Origin of the sequence: Paenibacillus sp. N3.4 (assembly GCF_008017805.1) — a bacterium.
Lineage (GTDB): Bacteria > Bacillota > Bacilli > Paenibacillales > NBRC-103111 > Paenibacillus_E.
Genome location: NZ_VRTT01000018.1, coordinates 101,444 through 110,171, shown reverse-complemented (window position 1 = coordinate 110,171; position 8,728 = coordinate 101,444). Strand labels below are relative to the sequence as shown.

Here is an 8,728-nt window from a genome sequence, read left to right as displayed (position 1 = left end):
TAACGCGGTTTTTCAGCGTTTCAGCCGTCAAGAGGGAACGTCCCCCATATTAAAGAACAGGCCGATAATTATTCGGCCCTATTCCTAATCACCTAAAGCAAAAACTCCTCTGTAGCACTGAAAATCCTGCTTACAGATAGAAAAATAGCTGGCAAATCCGCATGACAATGAGGATAACGCGGTTTTTCAGCGTTTCAGCCGTCAAGAGGGAACGTCCCCCATATTAAAGAACAGGCCGATAATTATTCGGCCCTATTCCTAATCACCTAAAGCGACATCCGATAAATATTCACGACGTCCTCGCGATTCAGCTTTTTGAAGTTGCCGAAATCGCCATAAATCATAGCCTTATCGGCCATTAGCTCGATGGTGGAATCGTCTATGTCGTAATCAGCCAAGCGACTTGGTGCGCCGATGCTGGTCAGGAATTGGCGAAGTGCCGCGATGCCTTCCTCGGCAACTTGGCGATCTGTTTTGCCTGCTGCATCGATGTGGAAGACATGCTGCGCAAATTGTTTGAAACGCGTTACGTTAGCATCCAGCGTGTAGGTCATCCAGTTCGGGAAGATAATCGCTAAGCCGCCGCCATGAGGAATATCATGTACCGCAGAAACGGCGTGTTCCAAGTTATGAGTAGCCCAGTCGCCGCGAATACCCATGCTCAGGATCCCATTAAGCGCCATGGTGCCGCTGTAAAGAATGGTAGCTCGTTCGTCTAAGTTGTTCAGGTCTTTCAATAAGCGTGGCGCTGTATCGATAACAGTGCGAAGAATCGTTTCACTAAAGCCATCTTGAATCGGCGTATTGGATCCGTGATGGAAATATTGCTCGAACACATGAGACATAATATCAACCATCCCGTAGACGGTTTGATTTTCCGGTAGGGACGTGGTGTGAGCTGGATCAAGAATGGAAAACTTGGGAAAGGAGAAAGGACTGCCCCATCCGAGTTTTTCTTTCGTTTCCCAGTTCGTGATGACCGAACCGGAGTTCATTTCGGAGCCTGTTGCTGCGATCGTCAGGACCGTTCCAAGCGCTATTGCATCTGTAGCGGCAGCCTTGCGTGTGACGATATCCCAGAAATCGCCCTCGTACTTGGCTCCGACAGCAATCGCTTTGGCACAGTCAATGACACTGCCGCCGCCAACAGCAAGAATGAAGTCAATGTGCTTATCGCGGCATAGGGCAACACCGCGATGAACGGTGGTCAGCCTGGGATTTGGTTCCACGCCGCTTAGTTCAAAAACAACGGCATCCACATCAGCAAGCAGTTTGATTACATTGTCATATATGTCATTTTGTTTAATACTGCCTCCGCCATAGACGAGCAGCACATTTTTGCCGTATTTAGGTACCTCAGCTGTCAATTTCTCCAATTGGCCTTGGCCAAAATGCAGCGTAGTAGGATTGTAAAAAGTAAAAGCGTTCATCGATTTCCCTCCTAGGAATATCTGTGAATTACGATTTGTTTATCCGATGGTTATATAAAAACAAGCTGCATCTCAGCGAGATAACAGTGTACTTTCATTGTATAGAAAGTAGTCCCAAAACACAAATCGGGAAAATGAATATGGCTCATTTACGCTAACTCGCGAAAAAGCCTGTTCCATCCTCAGACTGATTGGATCTTGTTTATATTCCGTTTAAAATAGCAGTGTATGATCCAGAAGTAAGATTATTCACAAAAACGGATGGATATCCGATCGGGTAAGGAGTAGATATAGATGGCAAGAACCATTAAAGAAGAACCGAACACTAATTTTCGTGCGTTTTTCCGCCTGCTGATTCAGGCAAACCCGCCTAAGCTCGTTTTAAGCATCGCCTTTGGGTTAAGTATCATTTCAACGTTGGTGGGCCTGGTGATCCCACTTTTTACGAAAAATGTGGTCGATAGCTTCTCTGTCAGTTCACTAAGCTGGGCACAGATTAGCGGAATGGCGCTAGCCTTCGTAGCACAGGCTATTGCTGCCGGGATTTCCGTTTACCTGCTGAACTATGCGGGGCAGCGCGTCGTGGCTGGCATTCGAGACCGGTTATGGAAAAAGCTGCTCGTGCTGCCGATTGGCTACTATGACAACAATCAAACAGGCGACACAATCTCACGGATGACGAACGATACGTCTGTGATCAAAGGACTTATCGCGGAGCACATGTCGGGGTTCGTAACCGGGATTATTGCGATTATTGGATCGATCACGGTGCTGCTTTACATGGATTGGAAAATGACACTCATTATGTTCAGCGTATTTCCGATTGCGTTCCTCATTCTTTTTCCTTTAGGCAGACAAATGTATAAAGTATCCAAAGGCTTGCAAGCCGAAACGGCCAGCTTTACGTCAGTGCTGAATCGTGTCCTGTCCGAAATGCGCTTGGTAAAAGCGGCAAACGCCGAGCAAAGCGAGTATAAAGAAGGCAGTTCCGGTATTCAGAAGCTGTTCCAATTTGGGCTGAAAGAAGGCCGGATTCAAGCCCTGATGGCGCCGTTGATTTCTTTTGTTATGTTGATGCTGCTTGTGGTCCTTTTCGGATATGGCGGCATGCGCGTCTCCTCAGGGGCTATTACCGCAGGTCAATTGGTGGCGTTTATGCTTTATTTATTTCAAATTGTCATGCCGATTACGCAGATTACGCAGTTTTTCAATCAAATGCAGAAAACCATGGGAGCCACGGATACGATCTTGAAGGTTCTGGACCACGAAGAAGAGATTCCGGATGTTGGAGCTGTAGTGACGGACGCCTCGCAATCGATCCATTTCGATCGGGTTTCCTTCTCGTATAAAGAGGGCGAGCCTGTGCTCAAAAATGTCAGTTTCACGATGGAAGCGGGCAAGGTTACGGCTATTGTAGGCCCGAGCGGTAGTGGAAAGACGACGATGTTCTCTTTGTTGGAACGGTTTTACAAGCAGACTAAGGGTTCAATCACTTTGGGCAAAGAGCCGATAGCTGACTACTCGCTAGTCTCCTGGAGGAGTCAGATTGGTTATGTTTCACAAGAAAGTCCACTCATTTCGGGGACCATTCGAGATAACATCTGTTATGGCATGTCGCGTGAAGTTCCTCTGGAGGAGCTGAAGCGGGCATCCCAGATGGCCTATGCCGATGATTTCATTGAGAAATTGCCGGAGAAGTACGAAACCGAGGTTGGGGAACGAGGGATCAAGCTGTCCGGCGGCCAGCGGCAGCGGATTGCCATTGCGAGAGCTTTGCTGCGTGATCCGAAGATTCTGATGCTCGACGAAGCCACATCGAGTCTGGACAGTAAGTCGGAGGTTGTGGTGCAGCAGGCTTTGCAAAATTTGATGCAGGGGCGCACGACATTGGTCATTGCCCATCGCCTGTCTACCGTTGTGGATGCCGATCAGATTGTGTTCCTGGATAGAGGCGTTGTGACAGGCAGCGGAACCCATCAACAGTTGTTGGATTCACACGAGATGTATCGGGAATTCGCTACGCAGCAATTGCAGCTTCAAGCCGAAGATCGGGCTGCTGTGCAGTTGATTCCATCGGAAACAGCGGTATTAGCCAAAGCTGTCTCACTCAAAAATGTGCATTCCTAAATTTTAGGGATTGAAATTGAAGGGAGCATTTCAGACCTTGGTTTAACGAGGGTTTGAAATGCTTTTTTTTCAGTAGAATAAGAAAGTATATGTCTATACATTTGCTTCGCATCTACCTAGACAAACTCGCTCGTCCCTGAAGGACGACGAAGTCGTTTATCCTTGTGAGCCGCGGTCATCAGGGGAATACTTAGTCAGTTAAATTTGAATATATATTGCAAATCGTTGCACTTCTATGTCAATATCAACGTAAGATTTGCTGACACGGTTTCGTAGGAACCGTTTTTTCATTTTTCAAATTATAAAAAAGTGAGGGATCACCGATGAGACGCTGGTTTGCCAAATCCCTGAATCGCAAGCTGTCTTTACTCATTTTATTTGCCATTGTCATTCCACTCCTATCTACGGGTGTGGTTTCTTACCGCATCGCAACGTCCATTACGGAGGATAAAGCTAAGCTGGCAGGCATGAACACATTGAAACAAATATCGGATAAGCTTGACTTTGTTACACAAGATGTGGAGATCATGTCCATGTTTTTGATTGGACAAAAAGACATTCAAACCTATCTCAATAGTGACGTAGGGGATGTAAACAGTTATTTGCAAATTGTCGGCACGCTTTGGAATCTTTCGTATTCCAAGAAATACATCTCCAATATTACGATCACTCCAATCAACGGCAATCCCGCTTTATATACAACAACCGTAACGAATTCGGGACTGAATGCACTCATTGAGCAAGATAAATCCGTCTATGAGTCTGCCGTGAGATGGTGGTCACCTCTTTATGCGACTCAGACCTCGGACGGGCCTAAGAGAGTCATTTCCTTGGTGCGGCCGATTCGTGATATCAACACCTTCAAGATGATAGGCACCTTAGCGATTAGCATCGATCAGTCGGAGCTTGAGCGCTATTTGACACAGGCGGGTTGGGAAGAAAGCGGTTACGTGCTGTTGTTGAACCAGCATACCGATATCATATCGGGTGGCGATCCCTTATGGTTGGGGCGATCGATGAGCGAGGTTTTCCCGCATATGGGGCCGTTTCTGGATACAAGCAGTATTCAAAGTTACAAAAACAGCGCGCAGCAGTATACCGTTTTATATAATCCAATTCCTAGGTTGAATTGGAAGTTAGTTGGATTTATTCCGACACATATTTACCGGGCGCAAAATGAGTATGTCGTTACAGTAACAGCTGTCGCCATTGGGATTGCGCTGCTGCTTGCAGTTCTCATGGTTCTTTATTTCTTACAGTGGGTGACACAGCCCTTGATTAAACTGACTCAATATCTGAAGGATTTGAATCCGGATGACACGATTCCCCGCTATGAAGTAAAAAGCATTGATGAGGTGGGGCTGCTCGTACACAGCTACAATAAGCTAAGTGAACGGATCGGCTGGCTGAAGGAACAGGTGCAGCAGAACGAAGCGATGAAGAAGGAGGCGGATATCCTTGCCCTTCAGGCGCAAATTAACCCGCATTTTCTGTACAACACCTTATCCTCCATCCATTGGATTGCTCTGAGAAACAAGGATCATCAAATATCAGAAATGGTTGGAGCACTCAGTGATTTTCTGAGATTCAGCTTAAATAAAGGGGAAGAGTTTTGCAGTGTGCAGCAGGAGATTTCTCATGCACAGAACTATGCGTATATCCAGTCTATTCGTTTTCCTGATCAGTTTACAATTGAGTTCTTTATAGATCCTGAGATGCAGCAACTTCCTATGCTGAAGCTTCTGCTTCAACCTTTGATTGAAAATAGTCTTATTCATGGCATTCAGAAGAAAAAAATGAAGGGCCATATTTACGTACACGGTGAACTGCTGGAAGATCAGATGAAATTTGTTATTGAGGATACAGGAATAGGGATTGAAGAGCTAAAGCTCCGTGACATCAGCCAGCAGTTAGCTTCTGCTCATCAGCAATTGGGCAGACTAAATCAGGCGCCTAAAGAATTGAAAACATCCATTACGAGCTATGGTTTGATTAATGTGCACCGCAGGTTACTGCTGCATTATGGCGCCCAGTCCGGGCTGCAAGTATACAGTACGGTAGGCGTTGGAACACGCATTGCCTTCTCAATTCCTCTGCTAAAAGGAGAGACAGTGATATGAAAATTTTGATTGTGGATGATGAAGTTATCATACGTGAAGGGTTATGCACGGTTATAGATTGGAAAGAACTAGGTCTTGAACTGCTGCCTGCGGCATCATCTGCCGAAGAGGCGCTGGATCGTATCCCCGTTGAAAAGCCGCATATCGTTCTGACCGATATTCGTATGTCCGGCATGGATGGTATTGAGCTTGCTCGTGAGATAAAGGAAATGCTGCCCGATACGGAAGTTGTCATCCTCACGGGCTATGATGACTTTGGATATGCGCAGCAGGCGCTGCGTGAAGGCGTAACGGACTACTTGCTCAAGACAAGCCGTCCTGAGGAGATTATTAAAGCTGCGATGAAAGCCAAACAGAACATCATGCATAAATGGGAATCGATGAGGCAGGATCAGCTCCAGCAGGCGGCTCTGCGCACGCAAATGCTGGATCGGGTCCTGAAAAAAGGCTTGCAGGATGATCCGGAAGTGAGGGAAGAGCTTCGTGCTTGGTTTCACAAATATGAAGTCGACATTCACCGGCAGACGGGTACTCCGGCTGCGATGCAGGTCATGCTCGTCTCCGTATCAGGTTGGGGAGAAGCATCCTTTGCGGAGCTTCTGCAGGGAGGGGCAGAGAATATTCTTTTCGAGCTGCTTCCTTGCGTGACGCTGATCAAAAAAGAACACCTGCTGCTTGTTGTGCGCTATGAAGTAGGGGTAACCGATGCTGTTGGGTTGAAACGTGCACTTAGGCATGTCACAGAGACGCTCAAATGTAATGCATTTGCAGCACTTGGCGGCATTGCCCAAGATTACGAAGACCTGCAAGAATCATACCGGACAGCCAAAGAAATATTTGCTTATCAAAGCTTGTTTGGCACCCAAGGCTTGTTCACGGTTGACGATATTCGGAACCGCAGTGGAGGTCGAACGATTTGCTCGGAGAAAGAAGAAGCAGAGCTCACAGTTATCTTGATGAGCAACAACGCTATTGAACTGCGTCATTGGGTGAATCAGAAGGTGCGTACCCAGATGGAAGATGCAGCGGCAACACCGCTTAGCGTGCAGGGCTACTTGCAGTCGATCATCATTGCCGGCCATCGCTGGCTCGAACGCGCCCATACCTCGCAGGAGGAGGCGATTCCCTTAGGGACTCTGTCTAATTTTGCTCAGACGAGTCGCCCTGAGGAGGAGATATTCAAGGCTTTGTCTGCGGTAATGACGAACTTTCATCAAGGTTTGGGCAAACAGCGCTATTCCTATATCCATAAAGCCATTGTTTACATTCGGGACAACTTGGATCAATCCATTTCGCTGCAGCAGGTAGCAAGCAGCGTACACATAAATCCTAATCATTTCAGCGAGGTTTTTAAACGGGAGACCGGTCTGACATATTTGGAATTCGTGACCCAGGAACGGATGAAACGCGCGATTGATATTCTTCAGGGCTCACAGACGAAGGTCAGTGATATTGCAAGAAGAGTGGGCTATGAAGATATCAAATACTTTACCCAACAGTTCAAAAAGTACACGGGCAAGACGCCGTCTGAATTTCGTCAGGAAGCAAAGCCTGAGAAATGACCCCCCTTGCCCCGAAGTCTCTCCCGTAACTGACCCCCATCATTGTCCCTTATACTAAGTTTGTAAACAACGAGAGCTTCTGTATACAAAATGAATTTTCTTTGAACACATCAGAGGAGGGTATATTACATGAAAAAACCATTTATCGTCACGCTCGCGGCAGCGTTATCCTTATCGCTCCTTGCAGGCTGTGGAGCAAGCGGAACGACAGACAAGAAAGACACCGCTGCTCCTAAAGCAACAGATGCAGGAAGCAAGCCTGCTGAAAAGGTGAAATTATCGATCTGGCATAACTATACCGGGGAAGACCTTCGGGCCAAAACGATGCGTGCCTACATGGATCAATACAAGAAAGATCACCCGAACGTAGAATTGGATATTCAAGGTATTCCTCCCGATGGCTACAAAACACGTTTGAAAACAGCTGCTGCAGCAAACGAATTGCCAGATCTGTTCGTATTGTCGCCGGGCGTTATGACGAAGGAGTTCGTGGGCGGCGATCTGCTTCAGCCGGTTAATGAACTGCTCGATAGCAAAGCGGATTGGAAAAATGGTTTTATGCCAGGCTCTTTCGACGATTTCACGGTGAACGGCAAAATTTACAGTGCACCGATGGCACTTTCTCCAACTTCGATTCTTTATTACAACAAAGAAATTTTTAATAAATATAACGCTCAACCGCCTAAAACGTGGGACGATCTGATGAAGCTTGTTGATACGTTCAAGAAAAACAACATCACGCCAATCGCGCTTGGCAACAAAGCAGCATGGGTAGCACAATCCAGTATCCTTAGCTCGCTTGCTGACCGTGTAACGGGTACGGAATGGTTCTTGAAGGCTGTCGATCAAAATGGCGCTAAATTCACGGATCCTGAATTCGTTCAAGCATTGACTTACTTGAAACAGCTTGGCACATCAGGCGCTTTCCAAGAGGGCTTCAACAGTATTGATAATACGCAAATGGAGCAATTGTTTGCTCAAGGCAAATCCGCGATGATGATCGACGGCGGATGGGCGCTGACGAACTTGGCATCGAATGCATCCAAAGAAGCAATGGCGAATATGGCGGTTACGGTTCTTCCTTCTGTGCCTAATGGTAAAGGCGATCCGAATACCCTCTCCGGTGCAGTGGGTGTAGGTTTGGGAATGAGTAAAAAGGTAACAGGCGCACAAAAAACTGCGGCTTATGAATTGATTTACAAAATGGCAGGTCCGGAAGCGCAAAAAGCGATTCTCGAAAGCAACAACCTAGTAAGCTACAAAGTTGATCTGGACACAACAAAAGTTTCCCCAATCTTCGCAGAAGTTTACAAAATGATGGGCACTGTGAAAAGAACGCCGGTGTATGACGGTCGACTGAGTTCTGTGGCAGCTGATGTCGTGAACAACGGTCTGCAAGAGCTTCTCATGGGCGGTAAGCCAGAGGACATCGCGAAGAAAATTCAGGACGCGCAAGCGAAAGGCATTAGTAAGTAATAGCACAAGCCAA

General features: G+C 46.8%; 5 protein-coding genes. 4 read left to right on the top strand and 1 reads right to left on the bottom strand.

Annotated features, from left to right (window positions below):
- Window positions 1-266 precede the first annotated feature (266 nt).
- A complete protein-coding gene (locus tag FU659_RS11810; protein WP_147947762.1) occupies window positions 267-1,430 on the bottom strand; it encodes an iron-containing alcohol dehydrogenase in 1,164 nt (387 codons plus the stop codon).
- Window positions 1,431-1,724: 294 nt separating this feature from the next.
- Here FU659_RS11810 and FU659_RS11805 point away from each other — a divergent pair, with 294 nt between their 5' ends.
- From FU659_RS11805 to FU659_RS11790, 4 genes are all read left to right on the top strand, one after another.
- Entirely contained in the window at window positions 1,725-3,557 is a 1,833-nt protein-coding gene (locus FU659_RS11805; RefSeq protein WP_147947761.1) for an ABC transporter ATP-binding protein, read from the top strand.
- Window positions 3,558-3,880: 323 nt separating this feature from the next.
- The gene (locus FU659_RS11800; RefSeq protein ID WP_147947760.1) at window positions 3,881-5,677 is read left to right on the top strand and encodes a cache domain-containing sensor histidine kinase; all 1,797 of its coding nucleotides are present in this window, start codon (window positions 3,881-3,883) and stop codon (window positions 5,675-5,677) included.
- Window positions 5,674-7,239: a response regulator transcription factor gene (locus tag FU659_RS11795; RefSeq protein ID WP_147947759.1), complete on the top strand. Its 1,566-nt coding sequence runs from the start codon at window positions 5,674-5,676 to the stop codon at window positions 7,237-7,239. The genes FU659_RS11800 and FU659_RS11795 overlap by 4 nt, the downstream gene beginning before the upstream one ends.
- Window positions 7,240-7,368: 129 nt before the next feature.
- On the top strand, window positions 7,369-8,715 hold the full coding sequence (locus FU659_RS11790; protein WP_147947758.1) for an extracellular solute-binding protein: 1,347 nt from the start codon (window positions 7,369-7,371) through the stop codon (window positions 8,713-8,715).
- Window positions 8,716-8,728: the final 13 nt, after the last annotated feature.